This window comes from Brachybacterium halotolerans subsp. kimchii, from assembly GCF_020792675.1.
Classification (GTDB): Bacteria; Actinomycetota; Actinomycetes; order Actinomycetales; family Dermabacteraceae; genus Brachybacterium; species Brachybacterium halotolerans.
On record NZ_CP086254.1, the window covers coordinates 648,657 to 669,173 of the forward strand.

At 72.0% G+C, this 20,517-nt stretch carries 19 protein-coding genes; 1 reads left to right on the forward strand and 18 read right to left on the reverse strand.

The genetic code is table 11. The features are described from left to right. Positions 1-211 precede the first annotated feature (211 nt). The 12 genes from pyrF to Bra3105_RS03000 form a co-directional block, all read right to left on the reverse strand. Positions 212-1,168 carry an orotidine-5'-phosphate decarboxylase gene (pyrF, locus tag Bra3105_RS02945; RefSeq protein WP_228358535.1) on the reverse strand — a complete coding sequence of 319 codons (957 nt, stop codon included), beginning with the start codon at positions 1,166-1,168 and terminating at the stop codon, positions 212-214. Beyond that, positions 1,165-4,521, reverse strand: coding sequence for a carbamoyl-phosphate synthase large subunit (gene carB / locus Bra3105_RS02950; RefSeq protein WP_228358536.1), 3,357 nt, complete (start codon positions 4,519-4,521; stop codon positions 1,165-1,167). The genes pyrF and carB overlap by 4 nt, the downstream gene beginning before the upstream one ends. Further along, positions 4,521-5,750, reverse strand: a complete 1,230-nt coding sequence (gene carA, locus Bra3105_RS02955; protein ID WP_228358537.1) for a glutamine-hydrolyzing carbamoyl-phosphate synthase small subunit — start codon at positions 5,748-5,750, stop codon at positions 4,521-4,523. The genes carB and carA overlap by 1 nt, the downstream gene beginning before the upstream one ends. Continuing rightward, positions 5,747-6,355, reverse strand: a complete 609-nt coding sequence (locus Bra3105_RS02960; RefSeq protein ID WP_228358538.1) for a PH-like domain-containing protein — start codon at positions 6,353-6,355, stop codon at positions 5,747-5,749. The genes carA and Bra3105_RS02960 overlap by 4 nt, the downstream gene beginning before the upstream one ends. A gap of 9 nt (positions 6,356-6,364) precedes the next feature. After that, positions 6,365-7,741 carry a dihydroorotase gene (locus Bra3105_RS02965; protein WP_228358539.1) on the reverse strand — a complete coding sequence of 459 codons (1,377 nt, stop codon included), beginning with the start codon at positions 7,739-7,741 and terminating at the stop codon, positions 6,365-6,367. Continuing rightward, the gene (locus tag Bra3105_RS02970) at positions 7,738-8,718 is read right to left on the reverse strand and encodes an aspartate carbamoyltransferase catalytic subunit (RefSeq protein WP_200500596.1); all 981 of its coding nucleotides are present in this window, start codon (positions 8,716-8,718) and stop codon (positions 7,738-7,740) included. The genes Bra3105_RS02965 and Bra3105_RS02970 overlap by 4 nt, the downstream gene beginning before the upstream one ends. Further along, complete coding sequence (gene pyrR, locus Bra3105_RS02975) at positions 8,715-9,323, reverse strand: bifunctional pyr operon transcriptional regulator/uracil phosphoribosyltransferase PyrR (protein WP_228358540.1); 609 nt, start codon at positions 9,321-9,323, stop codon at positions 8,715-8,717. The genes Bra3105_RS02970 and pyrR overlap by 4 nt, the downstream gene beginning before the upstream one ends. Positions 9,324-9,506: 183 nt before the next feature. Further along, positions 9,507-10,010, reverse strand: a complete 504-nt coding sequence (gene nusB / locus Bra3105_RS02980) for a transcription antitermination factor NusB (RefSeq protein WP_228358541.1) — start codon at positions 10,008-10,010, stop codon at positions 9,507-9,509. Position 10,011: 1 nt separating this feature from the next. Next, a complete protein-coding gene (efp, locus tag Bra3105_RS02985; RefSeq protein WP_200500594.1) occupies positions 10,012-10,569 on the reverse strand; it encodes an elongation factor P in 558 nt (185 codons plus the stop codon). Between the two features lie 194 nt (positions 10,570-10,763). Beyond that, positions 10,764-11,201 carry a hypothetical protein gene (locus tag Bra3105_RS02990; protein ID WP_200500593.1) on the reverse strand — a complete coding sequence of 146 codons (438 nt, stop codon included), beginning with the start codon at positions 11,199-11,201 and terminating at the stop codon, positions 10,764-10,766. An 8-nt stretch (positions 11,202-11,209) separates the two neighbouring features. Continuing rightward, positions 11,210-11,863 carry a MarR family transcriptional regulator gene (locus tag Bra3105_RS02995; RefSeq protein ID WP_200500592.1) on the reverse strand — a complete coding sequence of 218 codons (654 nt, stop codon included), beginning with the start codon at positions 11,861-11,863 and terminating at the stop codon, positions 11,210-11,212. Between the two features lie 66 nt (positions 11,864-11,929). Further along, positions 11,930-13,534, reverse strand: a complete 1,605-nt coding sequence (locus tag Bra3105_RS03000) for an ABC-F family ATP-binding cassette domain-containing protein (RefSeq protein WP_267062169.1) — start codon at positions 13,532-13,534, stop codon at positions 11,930-11,932. Positions 13,535-13,721: 187 nt separating this feature from the next. Between Bra3105_RS03000 and ald the strand changes: the two genes are divergently transcribed. After that, positions 13,722-14,837 carry an alanine dehydrogenase gene (gene ald / locus Bra3105_RS03005; protein WP_228358542.1) on the forward strand — a complete coding sequence of 372 codons (1,116 nt, stop codon included), beginning with the start codon at positions 13,722-13,724 and terminating at the stop codon, positions 14,835-14,837. Positions 14,838-15,155: 318 nt separating this feature from the next. On the opposite strand, the gene Bra3105_RS03010 is transcribed toward ald, so the two are convergent. The 6 genes from Bra3105_RS03010 to Bra3105_RS03035 form a co-directional block, all read right to left on the reverse strand. After that, positions 15,156-15,458, reverse strand: a complete 303-nt coding sequence (locus Bra3105_RS03010; protein WP_228359590.1) for a metal-sulfur cluster assembly factor — start codon at positions 15,456-15,458, stop codon at positions 15,156-15,158. Positions 15,459-15,610: 152 nt separating this feature from the next. Beyond that, positions 15,611-16,369 carry a Fe-S cluster assembly ATPase SufC gene (sufC, locus tag Bra3105_RS03015; RefSeq protein ID WP_200500589.1) on the reverse strand — a complete coding sequence of 253 codons (759 nt, stop codon included), beginning with the start codon at positions 16,367-16,369 and terminating at the stop codon, positions 15,611-15,613. Between the two features lie 57 nt (positions 16,370-16,426). Next, positions 16,427-16,771 carry a non-heme iron oxygenase ferredoxin subunit gene (locus tag Bra3105_RS03020; RefSeq protein WP_152353072.1) on the reverse strand — a complete coding sequence of 115 codons (345 nt, stop codon included), beginning with the start codon at positions 16,769-16,771 and terminating at the stop codon, positions 16,427-16,429. Next, complete coding sequence (sufD, locus tag Bra3105_RS03025) at positions 16,771-18,111, reverse strand: Fe-S cluster assembly protein SufD (protein WP_228358543.1); 1,341 nt, start codon at positions 18,109-18,111, stop codon at positions 16,771-16,773. The genes Bra3105_RS03020 and sufD overlap by 1 nt, the downstream gene beginning before the upstream one ends. After that, positions 18,111-19,541 carry a Fe-S cluster assembly protein SufB gene (gene sufB / locus Bra3105_RS03030; RefSeq protein ID WP_200500587.1) on the reverse strand — a complete coding sequence of 477 codons (1,431 nt, stop codon included), beginning with the start codon at positions 19,539-19,541 and terminating at the stop codon, positions 18,111-18,113. The genes sufD and sufB overlap by 1 nt, the downstream gene beginning before the upstream one ends. Beyond that, positions 19,538-20,383 carry a helix-turn-helix transcriptional regulator gene (locus Bra3105_RS03035; RefSeq protein WP_228358544.1) on the reverse strand — a complete coding sequence of 282 codons (846 nt, stop codon included), beginning with the start codon at positions 20,381-20,383 and terminating at the stop codon, positions 19,538-19,540. The genes sufB and Bra3105_RS03035 overlap by 4 nt, the downstream gene beginning before the upstream one ends. Positions 20,384-20,517: the final 134 nt, after the last annotated feature.

The window sequence follows — 20,517 nt, forward strand, 5'->3', positions numbered from 1 at the left end:
ATCCGGGTCCTGATCACCAGGGATCCTCGCGGACCTGCACGTCTCGGGCGGGTGCGGTGGCACGACTGTAACCCGATGATCGGCGGATTTCGCCCCTTCTCGGCGCGTCGCTCCAGTTCGGACGGCTTTCGGCCCCATGTTCTGACGCGAGCACCAGCAAGTGTGGCGAAAAGCCGGGCCCTTGCCGAGTGCTCGAGACGGAGCCGCGGGGTCAGAGCGCGTACGCGGCGGCGAGCTCCTCGGCCCTGGTCGAGAGGGCCTGCGGATCGGGCCCGGCGGAGAGCACTCCGCGCGAGAGCGAGACCAGGACCCGTTCGGCGGCGGCCCCGAAGACCGCGGCACGGTCCTCGGGTCCGGCGCCCTGGGCGCCGTAGCCGGGGGTGAGCACCGGGGCGCGGGTCGCTGCGACATCGATGCCGAGCTCGCGCAGGGCCTCGCCCACGGTCGCGCCGATGACGAGCCCCGTGCTCCCCCACGCCTGCGCGGGGTCGAGTCCCGCCTGGGCGATCTCCGCCAGGTTCGCCGCGCGGGCGTGGTCGGCCATCGTGCGGGCGACGGACGATGCATCCGTCCCGCCGCTCTCCGCGGGAGAGCCTCCGGCGGGCACGACGTCCGCCGCAGGGCCGTGCGCTCTCGCTGCGTGCTGGACCTCGGGCCCGTCGGGGTTCGAGGTCAGGGCCAGCACGAACACGCCCTTGCCGTGCTGCGCGGCGAGCTCGAGCGCCGGGGCGAGCGAGCCGAAGCCCAGGTACGGGCTCACGGTGACGGCGTCGGCCTCGAGCGGGGCGCCCGGGCGCAGGTAGGCGTCGGCGTACCCGCCCATGGTCGAGCCGATGTCCCCGCGCTTGACGTCGAGGATCGTGAGCACGCCGCGCTCGCGGGCGGCACCCAGCAGCTCCTCGAGCACCGCGACGCCGCGGGAGCCGTGGCGCTCGAAGAAGGCGGACTGGGGCTTGAGCGCGCACGCGTGCGCCGCGCAGGCGTCGAGCACGGTGCGGGCGAAGGCCCGCAGACCGTCCGCGTCGTCCGCGAGGCCCCACTGCGCGAGCAGGGAGGCGTGCGGGTCGACGCCCACGACGAGGGGGCCGCGCTCCGCGACGGCCGCGCGCAGCCGCTCGCCGAAGGACGGGGCCGGGCCCGGCACGGGGCTCGCCCCTCCCCCGCTCACGCGCGCACCGTCTCGCCGCGGTGGCGCGAGAGGAAGGCGATGTGGTCCTGCAGGCTCTCGACGTCGAAGGCGCCGCTGGGCAGCGCCTCGATCGCCTGCACGGCCGCCTGGAACTCCTGCAGCGTGGTGATCATCGGGACGTCCATCGAGGTCGCGGCCGCGCGGATCTCGTAGCCGTCGGCGCGGGCGTCGGAGCCCGAGGGCGTGTTCAGCACCAGCACGACCTCGCCGCCCTCGATGAGCTCGATGACGCTGCCGGAGGCGTCGGCCTCGGAGGCCTTGGCGATGGTGCGGCACGGGACCCCGGAGCGGCGCAGCACCGAGGCGGTGCCGACGGTCGCGAGGATGTCGAAGCCGAGCGCCGCCAGACGCGCCACCGGGAGCACGACGCCGCGCTTGTCGCGATCCGAGACCGAGACGAAGACGCAGCCCGAGGTGGGCAGGCCCTGCCCGGAGATCGCCAGCTGCGACTTCGCGAAGGCCAGCGGGAAGGTCGCATCCATGCCCATGACCTCGCCCGTCGACCGCATCTCGGGGCCGAGCAGCGCGTCGACGCTGCGGCCCTCGTGGGTGCGGAAGCGTTTGAAGGGCAGCACGGCCTCCTTGACGCTGATCGGGGTGTCCGCGGGGAGGTCCCCGCCGTCGCCCTCGCGGGGCAGCGCGCCCTGGGCGCGCAGCTCGGCGATCGAGCGGCCCGCCATGATCAGGGAGGCCGCCTGGGCCAGGTGGACGCCCGTCGCCTTGGAGACGAAGGGAACGGTACGGGAGGCGCGCGGGTTGGCCTCGAGCACGTAGAGCACGCCGTGGGCGAGCGCGAACTGGACGTTGAGCAGGCCGCGCACGCCCACACCCTCGGCGATCGCCTCGGTCGAGCGGCGGATCTGCTCGAGCACGCCGGCGCCCAGGGTCACGGGCGGCAGGGTGCACGCGGAGTCGCCCGAGTGGATCCCGGCCTCCTCGATGTGCTCCATGACCCCGCCGAGGTACATCTCCTCGCCGTCGTACAGCGCGTCGACGTCGATCTCGGTCGCGGTGTCCAGGAAGGAGTCGATGAGGATCGGCGCCTCGGCACGACCGCCCTCGGGGATGTTGCGGCCCACGTAGTCCACGAGCCCGGCCTCGTCGTAGACGATCTCCATGCCGCGCCCGCCGAGCACGTAGCTCGGGCGCACGAGGACGGGGTAGCCGACCTCGCGGGCGGTCTCGATCGCGTCGGCCAGGGCCCAGGCGGTGCCGTAGGGCGGGGCGGGCAGCTCGGCCCGGGCGAGGACGCCGCCGAAGGCGCCGCGGTCCTCGGCCATGTCGATCGCGCCGGGCGAGGTGCCGATGACCGGCAGGCCCGCGTCCTCCAGGCGCCGCGCGAGGGAGAGCGGGGTCTGCCCGCCCAGCTGCACGATGACGCCCGCGACGGGACCGGCGGCGCGCTCGGCCTCGTAGACCTCGACGACGTCCTCGAAGGTCAGTGGCTCGAAGTAGAGCCGGTCGGCGACGTCGTAGTCCGTCGAGACCGTCTCGGGGTTGCAGTTGACCATGACGGTCTCGAAGCCTCCCCCGCCCTCGGCGAGGTCGCGGCCCAGCACCATCGCGGCGTGCACGCACGAGTAGTCGAACTCGATGCCCTGGCCGATGCGGTTGGGGCCGGAGCCGAGGATCAGCACCGCGGGCTTCGTGCGGGGCTCGACCTCGCTCTCCTGGTCGTAGCTCGAGTAGTGGTACGGGGTGCGGGAGGCGAACTCCGCCGCGCAGGTGTCCACGGTCTTGTACACCGGGTTCACGCCGAGCGCCTCGCGCACGCCCTTGACGACGTCACCGGAGACGCTGCGCAGCTGCCCGATCTGGTCGTCGGAGATGCCGTGGCGCTTGGCCAGGGCCAGCAGGCCGGCGTCGAGCACCTCGGCCGCGCGGACCTCCTCGGCGATCTCCGCGACGAGCAGGAACTGGTCGAGGAACCAGCGGTCGATGGCGGTGGTCTCGTAGAGCCGCTCGATCGTCTCGGCGGGGTCGACGACGCCCGCGGCGGCCGCGCGCAGGATGCGGGCGATCGCCACCATGCGAGTGTCGGAGGGGATGCGCACGGCCTCGACGAGCTCGGCGACCTCGGAGGCGTCCGGTGCCGGTCCCGTGTAGTCGACGTTCGCCGCCTTCACGTCCAGGGAGCGCTGGGCCTTGCCGTAGGCCTCGGTGAAGCTGCGGCCCAGCGCCATCGCCTCGCCCACGCTCTTCATGGTGGTGGTGAGGGTCGGGTCGGCGGCCGGGAACTTCTCGAAGGCGAAGCGCGGGATCTTCACGACCACGTAGTCCAGCGTCGGCTCGAAGCTCGCCGGGGTGGTGCCCGTGATGTCGTTGCGGATCTCGTCGAGCGTGTAGCCCAGCGCCAGGCGGGCGGCGATCTTCGCGATCGGGAAGCCCGTGGCCTTCGAGGCGAGCGCCGAGGAGCGCGAGACGCGGGGGTTCATCTCGATCACGACGATGCGCCCGGTGGTGGGGTGGATCGCGAACTGCACGTTGCAGCCGCCGGTGTCCACCCCGACCTCGCGGATGATGCCGATGCCGAGGTCGCGCAGCCTCTGCTGCTCGACGTCGGTGAGGGTGAGGGCGGGCGCCACGGTCACGGAGTCGCCCGTGTGCACGCCGACGGGGTCGACGTTCTCGATCGTGCAGACGACCACGCAGTTGTCCTTGCGGTCGCGCATGAGCTCGAGCTCGAACTCCTTCCAGCCCAGGATCGACTCCTCCAGGAGCACCTCGGTGGTCGGCGAGTAGTGCAGGCCGTCGCCGGCGATGCGGCGCAGGTCGGCCTCGTCGTAGGCCATGCCGGAGCCGAGCCCGCCCATGGTGAAGCTCGGGCGCACGACCATCGGGTATCCGAGGTCCTCGGCGGCCTCGAGGCAGTCGTCCATGGTGTGGCAGATGCGCGAGCGGGCGGACTCGCCGCCCACGCGCTCGACGACGCCCTTGAAGCGCTGGCGGTCCTCGGCCTTCTGGATCGCGTCGATCGAGGCGCCGATCATCTCGACCCCGAACTCGGCGAGGATGCCGCGCTCCTCGAGGGCGATGGCGGCGTTCAGCGCGGTCTGGCCGCCCAGGGTCGGCAGCACCGCGTCGGGGCGCTCCTTCGCGATGATCGAGCGGATGACGTCGGGGTCGATCGGCTCGATGTAGGTCGCGTCGGCGATGTCCGGGTCGGTCATGATCGTCGCCGGGTTCGAGTTCACGAGGATGACGCGCAGGCCCTCCTCGCGCAGCACGCGGCAGGCCTGGGTGCCGGAGTAGTCGAACTCGGCGGCCTGGCCGATGACGATCGGCCCGGAGCCGATCACGAGCACGGAGGCGATGTCGTCGCGGCGGGGCATCAGGAGTCCTTCTTCTCGGAGGCGGCGGGGGTCTGGTCGGCCGTGCCGGTGCGGTGCGCGCGCACGAGGTCGACGAGGCGGTCGAACAGGTAGGAGGCGTCGTGCGGGCCCGACGCGGCCTCGGGGTGGTACTGCACGGAGTAGGCGGGCAGGTCGAGGCAGCGGATGCCCTCGACCACGTCGTCGTTCAGGCCCACGTGGGAGACGACGACCCGGCCGTAGCGGCCGCCGTCGTGCGGAGCGGTGTGCTCGCCCTCGAGCGGGACGTCGACGGCGAAGCCGTGGTTCTGGGCGGTGATCTCGACCTTGCCGGTCTCGCGGTCCAGCACCGGCTGGTTGATCCCGCGGTGGCCGTACTTGAGCTTGTAGGTGCCGAAGCCGAGCGCGCGGCCCAGCAGCTGGTTGCCGAAGCAGATCCCGAAGAAGGGCAGGCCCTGGTCCAGGACGCCGCGCAGCAGCTCGACCTGGGCCTCGGCGCTCGCGGGGTCGCCGGGGCCGTTCGAGAAGAACACCGCGTCCGGCTCGGTCGCCAGCAGCTCCTCGAGGGAGGTCGTCGCGGGCAGCAGGTGCACGCGCAGGCCGCGGGCGACCATGTTGCGCGGCGTCGCGCCCTTGATGCCGAGGTCGACGGCGGCGACCGTGCCGATCGCCTCGCCCTCGGGCTCGAGGACCACGGGCTGCGGGATGGTCACCTCCTCGACGAAGCTCGCGCCCTCCATGGCGGGCTCGGCCTGGATGCGCTCGAGCAGCTGCTGCTCGCTCGCGTCCTCCAGCGCGCTGCCGGAGAAGATGCCCCCGCGCATGGACCCGTGCTCGCGCAGGATGCGCGTGAGCATGCGGGTGTCGATCCCGGAGATGCCGACGACCTCGCTGCCCACCAGCAGGTCGTCGAGGCTCTGCTCGCTGCGCCAGTTCGAGGCGACGCGGCTGGCCTCGCGCACGGCGTAGCCGCGCACCCAGACCGTCCGGGACTCCATGTCCTCGGCGTTGGCACCGGTGTTGCCGATGTGCGGCGCCGTCTGCACGACGATCTGGCCCGCGTAGGAGGGGTCGGTGAGGGTCTCCTGGTAGCCGGTCATGCCGGTCGCGAAGACGACCTCGCCCAGTCGCGCACCGCGCGCGCCGTAGGCCTCGCCGCGCAGCACGGTGCCGTCCTCGAGGACGAGGAGGGCGGGGTCGGGGGTGCGGCGCGCGCGGCCGACGCGGGCGCCTCGGTCGGTGGTGGTCATGGGAGCTCCTTCCGGGGCTGCGGGTCGGTGGCGGGGAGTTCGGGGGTCGGCGCGGGCGGGTCCGACGGGTCAGTGCCCAGGCGCTCGGCGGCGAGGGCGAGCAGACGGTCCTGGTCGGCGCGGTCATCGAGGCGGAAGCCGGTGTCGAGCTCGGTGGATCCGAGCCGCCAGCGGATGACGAGCAGGCCGTCGCCGCCGACCCACTTGCCGATCATGCCGGGGGCGGTGTGGACGGAGAGGACGTCGGCCCAGGGGATGAGGAACCAGGCACTGCCCTGGCTTCCGCGGACGGGGGCGATGCTGAGGACCTGGTGCCCGGCGTCGTCCGCATCGGTGATCTGCACGCGCCTGCGGAAGCCGAGGCCGCGGGCGGTGACGCGCTCGAGGGGCCGACCGGCGAGCGTGCTCACGACGTAGACGCCGTCGCCGGCGACGGGATCCGCCGTCCAGCTGAGCGCCTTGCCGCCGGCGACCGGCAGCGGCAGCTCGGGCAGATCGCTCTGCCGGGCGGCGCGTCGTCGCCAGCCCCAGCGGGCCAGCAGCACGAAGATCACGAGCAGGACGAGCAGGGCGAGGACGGGCGGGAGGTAGCGCGTGAGGTCCATGGCGCCCGCTCAGCGCTCCGCCGGGTCAGTGCCGCGCTCCGCGAGGCGGGAGTCGCGCACCGTGGGGCGGCCCGCGAGCAGGGTGAGTCGGTTGCGCCCGGGCAGGGTGCGGCCGGCCACGGGCGAGTTCCGTCCGCGCGAGGCGTGCTCCTCGGGGTCGACCGCGGCCGCGGGCCGCGGGTCCCACACCAGGACGTTCGCGACCTCGCCGGCGGCGAGCTGGCGGCCCTGGTCGGTGTCGCGGGCGATCCTCGCGGGGGTCTCCGAGAGCACCCGGGCGACGTCCCTCCAGGTCAGGGCACCGGTGTCGACCATCGTCTGCTGGACGATCCCGAGCGCGGTCTCCAGGCCCGTCATGCCGAACGCGGCGGTGTCCCACTCGCGGTCCTTGGCGTCGGCCGGGTGCGGGGCGTGGTCCGTCGCGACGATGTCGATCGTGCCGTCGGCCAGTCCCTCGCGGACCGCCTCGACGTCGGCCTGCGTGCGCAGCGGCGGGTTCACCTTGTACACCGCGTCGTAGCCGCGCGCCTCCTCGTCGGTGAGCAGCAGGTGGTGCGGGGTGACCTCGGCGGTCACGTCCACGCCGCGCTGCTTGGCCCAGCGGACGATCTCGACGCTGCCGGCGGTCGAGAGGTGGCAGACGTGCAGGCGCGAGCCGACGTGCTCGGCCAGCAGCACGTCGCGGGCGATGATCGACTCCTCGGCGACGCTGGGCCAGCCGGTGAGGCCGATCTCCGCGGAGACGCGGCCCTCGTGCATCTGCGCACCCTCGGTCAGGCGCGGGTCCTGGGCGTGCTGGGCGATGACGCCGTCGAAGGTCTTCACGTACTCCAGGGCGCGGCGCATGAGCACCGGGTCGGAGACGCACTTGCCGTCGTCGCTGAACACGCGCACCCGAGCGCGGGAGCCCGCCATCGCGTCGAGCTCGGCGAGGCGCTCCCCGCCCAGCCCCACGGTGACGGCGCCGATCGGGTGGACGGCGCACCAGGCGGCGTCCTCCCCGCGCTGGAAGACCTGCTCGACGACGCCCGCGGTGTCCGCGACGGGCGTCGTGTTGGCCATCGCGTGCACGGCGGTGAAGCCGCCGCGGGCCGCGGCGCGGGTGCCGGTCTCGACCGTCTCGGCCTCCTCGCCGCCGGGTTCGCGCAGATGCGTGTGCAGGTCGACGAGGCCCGGCAGGACGACGCAGCGCTCGGCGTCGACGACCTCGGCGCCCTCGGGGGCGGAGAGGTCGGGGCCGACGGCGGTGATCGTCCCGTGCTCGACCAGGACGTCGGCGAAGTCCTCGCCGTAGGGGCGGCCGCCGCGGATCAGCAGAGCGGGTGCGGCGGCGCCGGCTGCGCCTGTCGCCGCGGCGTCGGCGGCGGAAGCGGTGGTGGGGGTCATGATTCCTCCCTCGCGTTGGAGGCCAGCAGGTGGAAGAGCACGGCCATGCGGACGCTCACACCCGCCGCGACCTGCTCGACGATCACGCTGCGGGGGCCGTCGGCCACTCCCCCGGCGATCTCGAAGCCGCGGTTCATCGGGCCGGGGTGCATGACGATCGCGTGGGCGGGCAGGCGGTCGGCGCGCTCCTGCGTGAGCTGCAGGCGCCGGGTGTACTCCGCCGCGCTCGGGAAGTAGCCGCCGCCGAGCATCCGCTCGCGCTGGACGCGCAGCATCATCACGGCGTCGGGGGCCAGGGCGATCGCCTCGTCGAGGTCGTAGAGCACGTCGCAGGGCCAGACGTCGGCCCCGACGGGGACCAGCGAGGGCGGGGCCACGAGCGTGACGCGGGCGCCGAGCAGCGTCATCAGCTGCACGTTCGAGCGGGCGACGCGCGAGTGCATGATGTCGCCGACGATGACCACGTGCAGGCCGTCCAGGCCCTGTCCGTCCACGCTCCCTGCACGCTCCCCGTCCCTCTGCTCCCCGCCGAGGTGGCGGCGCAAGGTGAAGGAGTCCAGGAGAGCCTGGGTGGGGTGCTGGTGGGTGCCGTCGCCGGCGTTGACGATCGGGACGTCGATCCAGCCGGAGTGCGCGAGCTTGTGGGCCGCGCCCGAAGCGGGGGCGCGCACCACGACGGCATCGGCCCCCATCGCGCGCAGCGTCAGCGCGGTGTCCTTGAGCGACTCCCCCTTGGAGATGCTCGATCCCTTGGCGGAGAAGTTGATGACGTCGGCCGAGAGGCGCTTGGCGGCGGCCTCGAAGCTGATGCGGGTGCGGGTGGAGTCCTCCATGAAGAGGTTCACCACGGTGGTGCCGACGAGGGTGGGCAGCTTGCGCATCTGCCGCTCCTGCGTGGCGACCATGCGGGTCGAGGTGTCCAGCAGCTCGATCGCGGAGGCGCGGTCCAGGTCGCCGATGCCGGTCAGGTGCTTCATCGCCGTGCCTCCTCGTCCTCGGGGGCGTCGGGGCGGGAGATCCTCACAGCGTCCTTGCCGTCGGTCTCGGTGAGCAGCACACCGACGCGCTCGCTGCGGGAGGTGGGGAGGTTCTTGCCGACGTGGTCGGCGCGGATCGGCAGCTCCCGATGGCCGCGGTCCACGAGGACCGCGAGGCGCACGACGGCGGGCCGGCCGATCGCGGAGAGGGCGTCCAGGGCGGCGCGCACGGTGCGCCCGGAGTAGAGGACGTCGTCGACGAGGACGACGACCTTCCCGTCGATCCCGCCGGAGGGGATGTGCGTGCGATGCGGCAGCCGTGCGGGGCTGCGGCGCAGGTCGTCCCGGTACAGGGTGATGTCCAGGGCGCCGGCCAGGGAGTCCGGGTCGCGCCCGGCGCCCTCGGCCTCGGCGATGGTGGCGGCGATGCGCCGCGCGAGGGGGACGCCGCGATGCGGGATGCCCAGCAGCACGAGGTCGTCGGCCCCGTGGCCGGTCTCGATGATCTCGTGGGCGATGCGCGTGAGGGAGCGGGAGATGTCGTCCTCCGAGAGGACGGTCTTCTCGCCCCCGGGCGCAGCGGGGCCCGGTCGATCTGCGGTCATGATCTTCTCCCTTCCGCGTCTCACAGGACGCGAGGTTAAAGGGTGGTGGATCGGTGCGATCGGTGTTGATCGTAGCGCGCGGGGCGCGCGCTCCCGCGCGCCGTCTCAGGTGGTGGCGGGAGCTGTTGCGGAGGTCTCAGCGCAGCGGCTGTCGGACGGCGGACGGCCGCCGGCGGCGGGCGCTCAGCCCAGCAGGTCGCGCATCTCGCCGATGCGCTGCAGGAGGCCGTTGACGAAGCGCGGGGAGTCCTCGGTGGACAGCTCGCGCGCGATCGTCGCGTACTCGCCGATCACGGGGCCGACGCCGTCGGCCGGGGTGTCGTGGAGGATCTCGGCGGCCCCGGTGCGCAGGATCGCGCGGTCCACGGCGGGCATGCGGTGCAGGGGCCAGTCGCGGCTGTGGGTCGAGAGCTGCTCGTCGATCTCGTCGCGATGCTCGGCGACGAGCTCGACCAGGTGCGCGGAGCGCTCGGGAAGAGCGGTCTGCGCCGCCGTGCGGATGCGCCGCTCGGCGAGCACGTCGCTCAGATCGCGCTCGCGGGCGTCGGCCTCGAAGACGACGTCGATCGCCCGCACCCGCTCGCGGGAGCGGGAGGTCAGGCGCTTGGGGTTCGCGGGATGCGTCTCCAGCAGCTCGACCTCCTCGCCCTCGCGACCGGGCAGGGGAAGGTTCAGCGGATCCTGCACGTCAGGCGCGCCCGAGGTAGTCGCCGGAGCGGGTGTCGACCTTGACCTTGGTGCCCTGCTCGAGGAACAGCGGCACCTGGATCTCGCGGCCGGTCTCGAGGGTGGCGGGCTTGGTCCCGCCGGAGGAGCGGTCGCCCTGCAGGCCGGGCTCGGTGTGCGTGATCTCCAGGACGACGCTCGCGGGCAGCTCGACGTAGAGCACCTTCTCGTCGTGGAACGCGATCACGACGTCGGCGCCCTCGAGCAGGAAGTCCTTGGCATCGCCGACGATGTCGCCGGGGACGTTGGTCTGCTCCCAGGTGGAGGTGTCCATGAAGACGTAGAGGTCGCCGTCGAGGTAGGAGTACTGCATGTCGCGCTTGTCGACCGTCGCGGTCTCCACCTTCACACCGGCGTTGAAGGTCTTGTCGACCGTCTTGCCCGACAGCACGTTCTTGATCTTGGTGCGCACGAAGGCGGGCCCCTTGCCCGGCTTCACGTGCTGGAACTCGACGACCTGCCAGAGCTGGTTGTCCAGGTTCAGCACGATGCCGTTCTTGAGGTCGTTGGTCGTCGCCATGGGTCTCCTCGGGAGTCGACGGGCGTCTCGCCCGGTGTGCGCTCTCGCGCCTTGCGGTGCGCATGCGGCGCGATGGAGGTCACGCCGCAGGCTCATCCACTTTACCGCCTGGAGCGGCATCCGCCGCTCCCCCGGGCCGCTCGCGGACGCCCCGACGTAGCGAAGCTCGCATCGTCCGACCCCGCGCCGCCCCGTCAGGCGAGCGTGCGCAGCAGGGCGAGGCCGATCGCGCCGATCGCGACCGCCCACAGCAGCGAGGCGAAGGTGCCCACGAGGAAGCGCTCGGAGGCGCCCTCGTGGGCGCGCAGCTCGGGGTAGCGGCCGAGGCCCTTGAGCGCGACGACGACCGCGATCATCTCGGGGTGGTCGGCGAGCACGCAGGCGGTCACCGCGATCCTCTCGAGCAGTCCGATCCACAGCCCTCCGCGCAGCAGCTCCGGGGTGCTCCAGTCCTTCGCCGGATGCGCGGGCGCCTCGAGGACGGGGACCTCGCCGCGCCGCTGCGCGGCCGGACGGGCGCGCCGGGGCGAGCGCGACAGGCGCAGCACGAACGAGGAGAGCGGCCACCCGCCGAGCGAGGCGAGCAGCAGGGCGAGCACGATCACCACGAGCTCGGGAAGGTGGGTGAGCATGTCCTGGATCATGGCAGATGGCCCGGACGGCCCGAGCCCGGGCGGTCCATCGAGCGGTCCGAGGTGAGGTCGAGCATCGCGAGCAGGCGACGCACGAGCGGATGCACGGCCTGCTCCTCGCGCCACCCGCTCGTGGTGAAGGCGCGCGAGACGGTCTGCTGGGTCACCTCGAGACGCTCGGCGATCTGCGCCTGCGTGGCCGACGGGTCCTCGAGCATCGCGTGGACCACGCGCCACTGCCCGGGCTTGCGGGAGGTGACCTCGCGTCCGACCAGGCGCAGCAGCGCCTGCAGCTCCTCGGTCTGCTCCCGCTGGCGGGGGTCGGCGGTGCGCACGCTGACGGGGATCGAGCTGGTGCGGCGGGCGCTCTCGACCGCGCGGCGGGCGGCGATGAAGGCGTCCCCGCGACCCTCGCGCACGGAGGTCGGCAGCGGGAGCTCGACGGGTCCGATGCCCACCCCCACGCTCCAGCCGCCGAGCTCGAGCATGCGCAGCACGCACGCGAGGACCGCATCGGCCGAGTCGGCGAGCATCTGCACCTCGTCGCCCGCCGTCCGCTCGGGACGCAGACGGAGGGGGACGTCGTGCAGCGCCTCGATCAGCTCGGGCACGCGATCGGTGGTGCGCCGGCTGTCGTGCTGGTCGACGGTGAGGACGAACATGGCCGCGAGTCTACCCCCATCACGCATGAAAGACGCGATGTCGTGCGATACAGCCGTGTTCTGCTGTCAGGCGAGCTCGATGAGCTCCTCGTAGCTCTGGTTCCAGAGGTCCTCGACCGCGTCGGGCATGACCAGCACGCGCTCGGGCGAGAGCGCCCGGACGGCGCCCGGGTCGTGGGAGACCAGGATGACGGCGCCCTCGAAGGCCGCGAGCGCGCCGAGGATCTCCTCGCGGCTCGCGGGATCGAGGTTGTTCGTCGGCTCGTCCAGGAGCAGCACGTTCGCGCTCGAGACCACGAGCGTGGCCAGGGCCAGCCGGGTCTTCTCCCCTCCCGAGAGCACCCCTGCGGGCTTGTGCACGTCGTCCCCGCTGAACAGGAACGAGCCGAGGATCTTGCGGGCCTCGACCTCGGGGAGCTCGATGGCCGCCGTCATCATGTTCTCGAGCACCGTGCGGTCGGGGTCGAGGGTCTCGTGCTCCTGCGCGTAGTAGCCCACGCGCAGGCCGTGGCCGGGGATGATGCGGCCGGTGTCGGACTCGTCGACGCCGGCGAGCACCCGCAGCAGCGTGGTCTTGCCCGCACCGTTCAGCCCCAGGACGACGACACGGCTGCCGCGGTCGATCGCGAGGTCCACGCCGGTGAAGATCTCCAGGCTCCCGTAGGACTTCGAGAGGTCCTCCGCCATCAGCGGGGTCTTCCCGCAGGAGGCCGGCTTGGGGAAGCGCAGGGAGGCGACGCGGTCCTGCTGGCGCTCGCCCTCGACGCCGTCGAGCATGCGCTCGGCGCGGCGGAGCATGTTCTGGGCGGCGACGGCCTTGGTGGCCTTCGCGCGCATCTTCTCCGCCTGGGCGGTGAGCTGGGTGGCCTTCTTCTCCGCGTTCTGCCGCTCGCGCCGACGCCGCTTCTCGTCGTCCTCGCGCTGGCGCAGGTAGAGCTTCCAGCCCATGTTGTAGATGTCGATCGCGCCGCGGTTGGCGTCGAGGTAGAACACCTTGTTCACGACCTGCTCGACGAGCTGGACGTCGTGGCTGATGACGATCAGCCCGCCCTTGTAGGTCATGAGGTAGTCGCGCAGCCAGATGATCGAGTCGGCGTCGAGGTGGTTCGTCGGCTCGTCGAGGATCATCGTGTCCGCCTGGGAGAACAGGATCCTGGCGAGCTCGACGCGGCGGCGCTGGCCGCCCGAGAGCGTGCCGAGGCCCTGCTCGAGCAGGCGGTCCGGGAGCCCCAGGTTCGCCGCCATCCGGCGGGCCTCGGACTCCGCGGCGTATCCGCCGCGGGAGGTGAGCTCGGCGTCGATCCGCGCGTAGCGGTCCATGGCCTTCTCGCGCTTGGCGTCGGAGATGGTCATGTCGGCCATGTCGAGCTCGGCCCGGTGGAGGCGCTGCATGATGTCGTCGAGGCCGCGGGCGGAGAGGATGCGGGCGATCACCCGCTGATCGGGATCGCCGGTGTGGGTGTCCTGCGGCAGGTAGCCGAGCTCCCCGCTCACCTCGACGCGCCCCTCGGTGGGCTGCAGGGTGCCGGAGAGGACCTTGGTGAGGGTGGTCTTGCCGGCGCCGTTGCGGCCGACGAGACCGATGCGGTCGCCCGCGGTCACCTGGAAGGACACTCCGCTCATGAGCAGCCGCGCTCCCATGCGGATCTCGAGGTCGGAGACGGTGATCACGGAAGGGCTCCTCGCGCAGTGGACGGGACCCCGCTCCGGGGCCCGGTCCACCCTAGATCCTCACCCGCCGGGGACGCCCCCGAACACCGCTCCCGTGTGCTGTGATGTGGTGAGGAGGACATCGAGGTCCTCCGGTCCGCGGGGCGCGCCGCCGGGGGCCGCAGATCGCGTCGTCGAAGGAGCGAGCATGATCATCGGGGTCCCCCGCGAGATCAAGAACAACGAGTACCGGGTGGGGCTGACCGCCGCGGGCGTCCACGAGCTCACCCACGCCGGGCACATGGTGCTCGTGGAGGCCTCCGCGGGCGTCGGGGCGGGCGTGCGCGACGAGGACTTCGCGGAGGCAGGCGCGAGGATCGTGCCCGGGGCCGCCGACGTGTGGGGCGGGGCCGAGATGGTCGTGAAGGTGAAGGAGCCCCTGCCGAGCGAGCAGGCGCTGCTGCGCGAGGGGCAGATCCTGTTCACCTACCTCCACCTCGCGGCCGACGAGTCCCTCACCCGCGCGGTCCTCGACTCCGGGACCACGGCCATCGCCTACGAGACGGTGCAGAGGGCCGATCGCTCGCTGCCGCTGCTCGCGCCGATGAGCGCGATCGCCGGACGGCTCGCGACCCAGGTCGCGGCCTACCACCTCATGAAGCCGCTCGGCGGTTCGGGGGTGCTGATGGGCGGCGTGCCCGGCACGAGCGAGGCGAAGGTCCTCGTGATCGGCGGCGGCGTCGTGGGCGAGCAGGCCGCGGTGATGGCGAACGGCCTCCATGCCGACGTCACCGTGATGGACCTGAACCTCGCGCGGCTCCAGGAGATCGCGACCGTCCACTCCGGCGCCATCCTCACCCGCTACTCCACGCGCCTGGACCTCTCCGAGCTGATCCGGCAGGCCGACGTGGTGATCGGCTCCGTGCTGATCCCGGGCAGGCGCGCCCCCAAGCTCGTGACCGACGAGATGGTGAGCACCATGAAGCCCGGCTCGGTGCTCGTGGACGTCGCGATCGACCAGGGCGGCTGCTTCGAGGGGTCCCACGCCACCACGCACGACGCGCCCACGTTCCGCGTGCACGACACGAACTTCTACTGCGTGGCGAACATGCCGGGCAGCGTTCCGGTCACGGCGACCGCGGCGCTCACGCACGCGACTCTCCCCTACGTGATGCGCATCGCCGGCTCCGGATGGCGCGACGCCCTGCGCGCGGACGCCGCGCTCGCCAAGGGGCTCAACGCCCACGCCGGGACGCTCACCAACACCGGTGTCGGCGAGGCCCACGGGATCGACGCGGTCGAGCCGGCCGTCGTGCTGGGCTGAGGGCTGGGCGACCGCGCGGCGGTCGCGGACGCGGTCACGGTCACCGGCGCGGCAGCGTACCGACGTGCTCCGAGACGTCCGCGCCAGACCGGTCGCCACCCACTGTCTGCCCCGGAACCACGAACAGTGCTGCGCAATGGTCGTTATGAGGCTCCATAACGACCATTGCGCAGCACTGTTCGGTGCATCGCCCTCACCGGCACCGCTCACGTGCGGTCGCGCGGGTGGTCTCAGCGAGAGGCCGGCCAGGAATGGGCGCCTGGCACGGGTTGCCGGAGGGCCCGCCGTGGCACGGGGCGGACGCCCGAAGCCCGGCCGTCAGAGGTTGAAGCCGATGGCCCTCAGCTGCTCGCGGCCGTCCTCGGTGATCATCTCCATGCCCCACGGCGGCATCCAGACCCAGTTGATGCGGTGCGTCTCGCAGATGGGGTCGAGCGCCGCGAAGGTCTGCTCCTCGAGCACGTCGGTGAGCGGGCACGCGGCGGAGGTCAGCGTCATGTCGACCACGGCGTTGCCCTGGTCCACGGTGATGCCGTAGACGAGGCCGAGGTCCACGACGTTGATCCCGAGCTCGGGGTCGATGACGTCCTTGAGGGACTCGCGCACCTCCTCCTCGCTCACGAAGGTCGAGGGCTCGCCCTCCGTCGCGGCGGCGCCGTCCGATGCGGGTGCGCCGTCGGCCGGAGCCGCGCCGTCAGCCGAGACTGCGCCGTCGGCCGAGATTGCGCCGTCGGCCGGGACCTGGGCGTCCGCTCCGTCGTTCGCCGGGGCGGTCACTTGGCACCCGTGAGGAAGCGCTCGTAGCCCTCGGCCTCGAGGCGCTCGGCGAGCTCGGGGCCGCCCTGCTCGGCGACCTGGCCGTTCACGAACACGTGCACGAAGTCGGGCTTGATGTAGTTGAGGATGCGCGTGTAGTGGGTGATCAGCATGACGCCCACGTCGGTGGTGTCCTTGGCGCGGTTCACGCCCTCGGAGACCACGCGCAGCGCGTCGACGTCGAGGCCGGAGTCGGTCTCGTCGAGGATCGCCATGGACGGCTTCAGCAGCTCCATCTGGAGGATCTCGTGGCGCTTCTTCTCGCCGCCGGAGAAGCCCTCGTTGACGTTGCGCTCGGCGAAGACGGGATCCATCTTGAGGTTGTCCATCGCGCCGCGCACGTCCTTGACCCAGGTGCGCAGGGCCGGGGCCTCGCCGTCGATCGCGGTCTTGGCGGTGCGCAGGAAGTTCGAGACGGTGACGCCGGGGACCTCGACCGGGTACTGCATGGCCAGGAACAGGCCGGCGCGGGCGCGCTCGTCGACGCTCATCGCGAGGACGTCCTCGCCGTCGAGCGTCACGGTGCCCGAGGTGATCTCGTACTTGGGGTGGCCGGCGATCGAGTAGGCGAGCGTGGACTTGCCGGAGCCGTTGGGGCCCATGATCGCGTGGGTCTCGCCGCTGCGGATGGTGAGGTCGACGCCCTTGAGGATCTCCTTGGTGCCCTCAGGGGTCTCGACGGTGGCGTGCAGATCGCGGATCTCGAGGATCGACATGGTGGGTGGTCTCCTTCGGAAGTGACAGGACGTTCGGTGCGCCGGGAGGACGGCCGCTCAGCCCGCGGACCCGGTGAGCGCGTGCTCGGGGTCGACGGCGATCTGGCCGTCCGCGTCGACGCGGACGGGATAGACGGGGACGGGACGGACGGCGGGCAGCTGGAGGGGGCGTCCGGTCACCAGGTCGAACTGGCTCCCGTGCTTCCAGCACTCCAGCGTGCATCCCTCGACGTCGCCGTCGGACAGCGCGACGTCGTCGTGGGAGCAGATGTCCGCGAGGGCGTGCACTCCCCCGTCCTCGTCGCGCACCAGGGCGATCTCGAGGCCGGAGACCTCGAGGCCCAGGGCCTCGCCGGGGGCGAGGTCCGTGAGGCGCGCGACGGGGACGAAGGAGTCGCTCATCAGTTCATGCTCCGCTGCAGCTCCGCCTCGATCGAGTCAGTGAGGGCCTCGCGGATCTCGGGGACGTCGATCTGCTGGATCAGCTCGGCGAAGAAGCCGCGGACGACGAGCCTGCGGGCCTCGAGCTCGGGGATGCCGCGGGCGCGCAGGTAGAACAGCTGCTCGTCGTCGAAGCGACCGGTGGCGGCGGCATGGCCGGCGCCCTCGATCTCCCCGGTCTCGATCTCGAGGTTCGGCACCGAGTCGGCGCGAGCGCCCTCGGTGAGCACGAGGTTGCGGTTGAGCTCGTAGGTGCTGGTGCCCTCGGCCTCCTTGCGGATGAGCACGTCGCCCACCCAGACCGAGCGCGCGCCCTTGCCCTGCAGCGCGCCCTTGTAGGCCGAGTTCGAGGTGCACTTCGGGGCGGCGTGGTCCACGAAGATGCGGTGCTCGAGGAACTGGCCCTCGTCGGAGAAGTACAGGCCCAGCTTCTCGAGCTCCGAGCCGGGGGCGCTGAACTCGCCGATCGCGTTGATGCGCACCGCGCGGCCGCCGAGGGTCACGACGATGTGCTTCAGACGCGCATCGCGTCCCAGGCGCGAGTGGTGGGCCGAGATGTGCAGCGCGTCGTCGTCCCAGTTCTGCAGGGAGATCACGGTCATCTGCGAGTTGTCGCCGACGATCATCTCGACGTTCTCGGCGAACCGCGCGCTGCCCGTGTGGTCCAGCACGAAGGTCGCGACGGACGACTCCTCGGTCTCCAGCACCACGTGGGCGTTGCCGCGGCGCTCGGCGCCGCGTCCGGTGATCGCCACGCGGAACGGGTCGGAGAGCTCGGCACCGCGAGGCGCGCGCAGGTGCAGCGCCTGCTCGGTGCGGGCGGAGGCCACCGCGGAGACGATGTCCTCGGGCACGAGCGCGGTGCCCCGCGGGCTCTGGCCCGGGGCGAGGGTCGAGGCCCCGGGCGCCCCTTCGGGGACGCCGACCTCGTAGGCGACGGCCGGATCGCCCTCGAGGTCCTCGGTGGGCAGGTCCTCGAACAGCGGGGAGAGCACGCGCAGCGGCGTGAAGCGCCACTCCTCGTCCTTGGACGTCGGCCGGGAGAAATCCGCGACCTCGAAGGAGCGCACCCGGTTCGCGCGAGTGGCGTGCGAATCCTCTCCGGAGGCCGGGGAGCCGGGCAGTGCGATGCCCTCGTCCTCGAGCTCCGCCCGGACGGTGCGCCCGGCCTCGCCGCGGTCCTCGTCCTCGACGAGCACGTCCTGAGCGGCGACGGGCGCGGCGCCCGCGGCGCCGCCGACCGCCTCGTTGGCCTGCTCGTCCCCCGAACTCTCGGGACCCTTCACATCGGTCGTCGTCATCAGCCGACGGCTCCTTCCATCTGCAGTTCGATCAGGCGGTTCAGCTCGAGCGCGTACTCCATGGGCAGCTCGCGCGCGATGGGCTCGATGAACCCGCGCACGATCATCGCCATCGCCTCGGTCTCCTCCATGCCGCGGCTCATCAGGTAGAAGAGCTGCTCCTCGGAGACCTTGGAGACGGTGGCCTCATGGCCCATCTGCACGTCGTCGACGCGCACGTCGACGTAGGGGTAGGTGTCGGTGCGGGAGATCGTGTCCACCAGCAGGGCGTCGCACAGCACGGTCGAGGCGCTGTGCTCGGCGCCCGGCATCACCTGCACGAGCCCGCGGTAGCTCGAGCGGCCTCCGCCGCGCGAGACCGACTTCGAGACGATCGAGCTTGAGGTGTGCGGCGCCATGTGCACCATCTTCGAGCCGGTGTCCTGGTGCTGGTTCTCGCCCGCGAAGGCGATCGACAGGGTCTCGCCGCGGGCGTGCTCGCCCATCAGCCACACCGCGGGGTACTTCATGGTGACCTTGGAGCCGATGTTGCCGTCGACCCACTCCATGGTCCCGCCCTCTTCGACGGTGGTGCGCTTGGTGACGAGGTTGTACACGTTGTTCGACCAGTTCTGGATGGTCGTGTAGCGCACGCGGGCGTTCTTCTTCACGACGATCTCGACGACGGCGCTGTGCAGCGAGTCGGTCTGGTAGATCGGCGCGGTGCAGCCCTCGACGTAGTGCACGTACGAGCCCTCGTCGGCGATGATCAGGGTGCGCTCGAACTGGCCCATGTTCTCGGTGTTGATCCGGAAGTAGGCCTGGAGCGGGATCTCCACGTGCACGCCCGGCGGGACGTAGACGAAGGAGCCGCCGGACCACACCGCGGTGTTCAGGGCGGAGAACTTGTTGTCGCCGGCGGGGATGACGGTGCCGAAGTACTCCTCGAAGAGCTCCGGGTGCTCCTTCAGGCCGGTGTCGGTGTCCATGAAGATGACGCCCTGGGCCTCGAGGTCCTCGCGGATCTGGTGGTAGACGACCTCGGACTCGTACTGGGCGGCGACGCCGGCCACGAGGCGCTGCTTCTCGGCCTCGGGGATGCCCAGGCGGTCGTAGGTCTCCTTGATGTCGTCCGGGAGGTCGTCCCAGGACGCGGCCTGCTTCTCCGTCGAGCGGACGAAGTACTTGATGTTCTCGAAGTCGATCCCGGAGAGGTCGGCGCCCCACTGGGGCATCGGCTTCTTGTCGAACAGGCGCAGGCCCTTCAGGCGGCGCTCGAGCATCCACTCGGGCTCGCTCTTCTTCGCGGAGATGTCGCGCACGACCTCCTCGTTCAGCCCGCGGCGGGCCGAGGCGCCAGCGGCGTCCTCGTCGTGCCAGCCGAAGGCGTAGTTGCCGATGGAAGAGATGATCTCGTCCTGGCTCATCTGCTGCTCGGGTGCACTCGTCATCGTGGTGTGTTTCCCTCCGTGAGCGGAATGTGGGTCGTGCAGGCGTGGGCGCCGCCTGCCAGTGTCGCGAGTCTCTGGACGGGCGCTCCCGCCATCCGGCCGATGGCCGTGGTCTCCGCCTCGCACAGCTCGGGGTGGCGAGCGGCGACGTCCTGGATCGGGCAGTGGCCCTGGACCAGCTGGGCGGTCTCCACCGTACGCGGCCTGCCGGACGTCCCGGAGGCCGGGATGGTCACGGTCACGGGGCGCACCGTGGCGGCGTAGCCGCGCTCGGTGAGGATGTCGGCGAGGATCTCGACGCGGCGCGCGCGGGAGACCTCCTCGCCCGCCTCCTCGAGCTCGTCGACGCGGGCGGAGAGGTCCTCCTCCCAGGGGGCGACGCGTGCGCAGGCGAGATGCGTGAGCGCCTCTCCCCCGCCGCGGCGGGCGAGCTCGTCGAGCGCGAGCATCGCCAGGTCGTCGTACTCGCTGCCGAGGTCCTCGTGGGCGGAGGCCGAGAGCACGAAGCTCTTGGAGGGGCGTCCGCGCCCGCGCTGGTGCACGGGGACGTCGTGCTCCTCGATCACGCCGTCGGCCTCGAGGGCGGAGAGATGCCGACGGACGGCTGCGCTGGTGAGGCCGAACATCTCGGCGAGGGCTCGGGCCGAGATCGGGCCGTGGGCGGAGATCGCATCGATGAGCCGCTCGCGGGTGTCCCGGTGCTCGGTCCGATCGTGCTGCTCGGTGTCGTCCGGGTGACCGGTCCGGTCCTGGTGCTCGGCCTGGTCCTGGTGGTCGGGCTGTTCTCGAGTTCCGTGCGGCGCGGCGGACTCGCGCTGCCGCGCCGCTGCGTGCGCTGCCATCGGATGCCCTCCTTCCCTTGCGGGGTCGACGCGGGCGACGCCGACATGACCGATTTTACAACCCGAACGTTGCGAAAAGGCAGGGGGGACCGACGGGCCGACGTGCGTCTGCCCACGTTAGGGAAGGCTCACCG

Coding starts and splice junctions, on each gene's coding strand:
- carB (WP_228358536.1), bottom strand. CDS start 4,521: ATGCCCCGCCGCGACGACATCGCCTCCGTGCTCGTGATCGGCTCCGGG.
- carA (WP_228358537.1), bottom strand. CDS start 5,750: ATGACCACCACCGACCGAGGCGCCCGCGTCGGCCGCGCGCGCCGCACC.
- Bra3105_RS02960 (WP_228358538.1), bottom strand. CDS start 6,355: ATGGACCTCACGCGCTACCTCCCGCCCGTCCTCGCCCTGCTCGTCCTG.
- Bra3105_RS02965 (WP_228358539.1), bottom strand. CDS start 7,741: ATGACCCCCACCACCGCTTCCGCCGCCGACGCCGCGGCGACAGGCGCA.
- Bra3105_RS02970 (WP_200500596.1), bottom strand. CDS start 8,718: ATGAAGCACCTGACCGGCATCGGCGACCTGGACCGCGCCTCCGCGATC.
- pyrR (WP_228358540.1), bottom strand. CDS start 9,323: ATGACCGCAGATCGACCGGGCCCCGCTGCGCCCGGGGGCGAGAAGACC.
- efp (WP_200500594.1), bottom strand. CDS start 10,569: ATGGCGACGACCAACGACCTCAAGAACGGCATCGTGCTGAACCTGGAC.
- Bra3105_RS02990 (WP_200500593.1), bottom strand. CDS start 11,201: ATGCTCACCCACCTTCCCGAGCTCGTGGTGATCGTGCTCGCCCTGCTG.
- Bra3105_RS02995 (WP_200500592.1), bottom strand. CDS start 11,863: ATGTTCGTCCTCACCGTCGACCAGCACGACAGCCGGCGCACCACCGAT.
- ald (WP_228358542.1), top strand. CDS start 13,722: ATGATCATCGGGGTCCCCCGCGAGATCAAGAACAACGAGTACCGGGTG.
- sufC (WP_200500589.1), bottom strand. CDS start 16,369: ATGTCGATCCTCGAGATCCGCGATCTGCACGCCACCGTCGAGACCCCT.
- Bra3105_RS03020 (WP_152353072.1), bottom strand. CDS start 16,771: ATGAGCGACTCCTTCGTCCCCGTCGCGCGCCTCACGGACCTCGCCCCC.
- sufD (WP_228358543.1), bottom strand. CDS start 18,111: ATGACGACGACCGATGTGAAGGGTCCCGAGAGTTCGGGGGACGAGCAG.
- sufB (WP_200500587.1), bottom strand. CDS start 19,541: ATGACGAGTGCACCCGAGCAGCAGATGAGCCAGGACGAGATCATCTCT.
- Bra3105_RS03035 (WP_228358544.1), bottom strand. CDS start 20,383: ATGGCAGCGCACGCAGCGGCGCGGCAGCGCGAGTCCGCCGCGCCGCAC.